Raw genomic sequence first — 887 nt, 5'->3', positions numbered from 1 at the left:
GGGTTCCGATTTAGTGCTTTACGGCACCTCGACCCCAAAAAACTTGATTAGGGTGATGGTTCACGTAGTGGGCCATCGCCCTGATAGACGGTTTTTCGCCCTTTGACGTTGGAGTCCACGTTCTTTAATAGTGGACTCTTGTTCCAAACTGGAACAACACTCAACCCTATCTCGGTCTATTCTTTTGATTTATAAGGGATTTTGCCGATTTCGGCCTATTGGTTAAAAAATGAGCTGATTTAACAAAAATTTAACGCGAATTTTAACAAAATATTAACGCTTACAATTTAGGTGGCACTTTTCGGGGAAATGTGCGCGGAACCCCTATTTGTTTATTTTTCTAAATACATTCAAATATGTATCCGCTCATGAATTAATTCTTAGAAAAACTCATCGAGCATCAAATGAAACTGCAATTTATTCATATCAGGATTATCAATACCATATTTTTGAAAAAGCCGTTTCTGTAATGAAGGAGAAAACTCACCGAGGCAGTTCCATAGGATGGCAAGATCCTGGTATCGGTCTGCGATTCCGACTCGTCCAACATCAATACAACCTATTAATTTCCCCTCGTCAAAAATAAGGTTATCAAGTGAGAAATCACCATGAGTGACGACTGAATCCGGTGAGAATGGCAAAAGTTTATGCATTTCTTTCCAGACTTGTTCAACAGGCCAGCCATTACGCTCGTCATCAAAATCACTCGCATCAACCAAACCGTTATTCATTCGTGATTGCGCCTGAGCGAGACGAAATACGCGATCGCTGTTAAAAGGACAATTACAAACAGGAATCGAATGCAACCGGCGCAGGAACACTGCCAGCGCATCAACAATATTTTCACCTGAATCAGGATATTCTTCTAATACCTGGAATGCTGTTTT

General features: G+C 40.7%; 1 protein-coding gene. It reads right to left on the bottom strand.

Going from position 1 to position 887, the window contains the following annotated elements; genetic code table 11:
- Positions 1–380: 380 nt before the first annotated feature.
- Positions 381–887 (bottom strand): APH(3') family aminoglycoside O-phosphotransferase (locus PYV61_RS25950; RefSeq protein WP_138147086.1); only part of this gene is annotated, 507 nt, incomplete at its 5' end.

Origin of the sequence: Roseisolibacter sp. H3M3-2, assembly GCF_029211165.1 — a bacterium.
GTDB lineage: Bacteria > Gemmatimonadota > Gemmatimonadetes > Gemmatimonadales > Gemmatimonadaceae > Roseisolibacter.
Note: the sequence above shows the minus strand (reverse complement) of the source record. Positions and strands in the feature narration are given on the sequence as shown.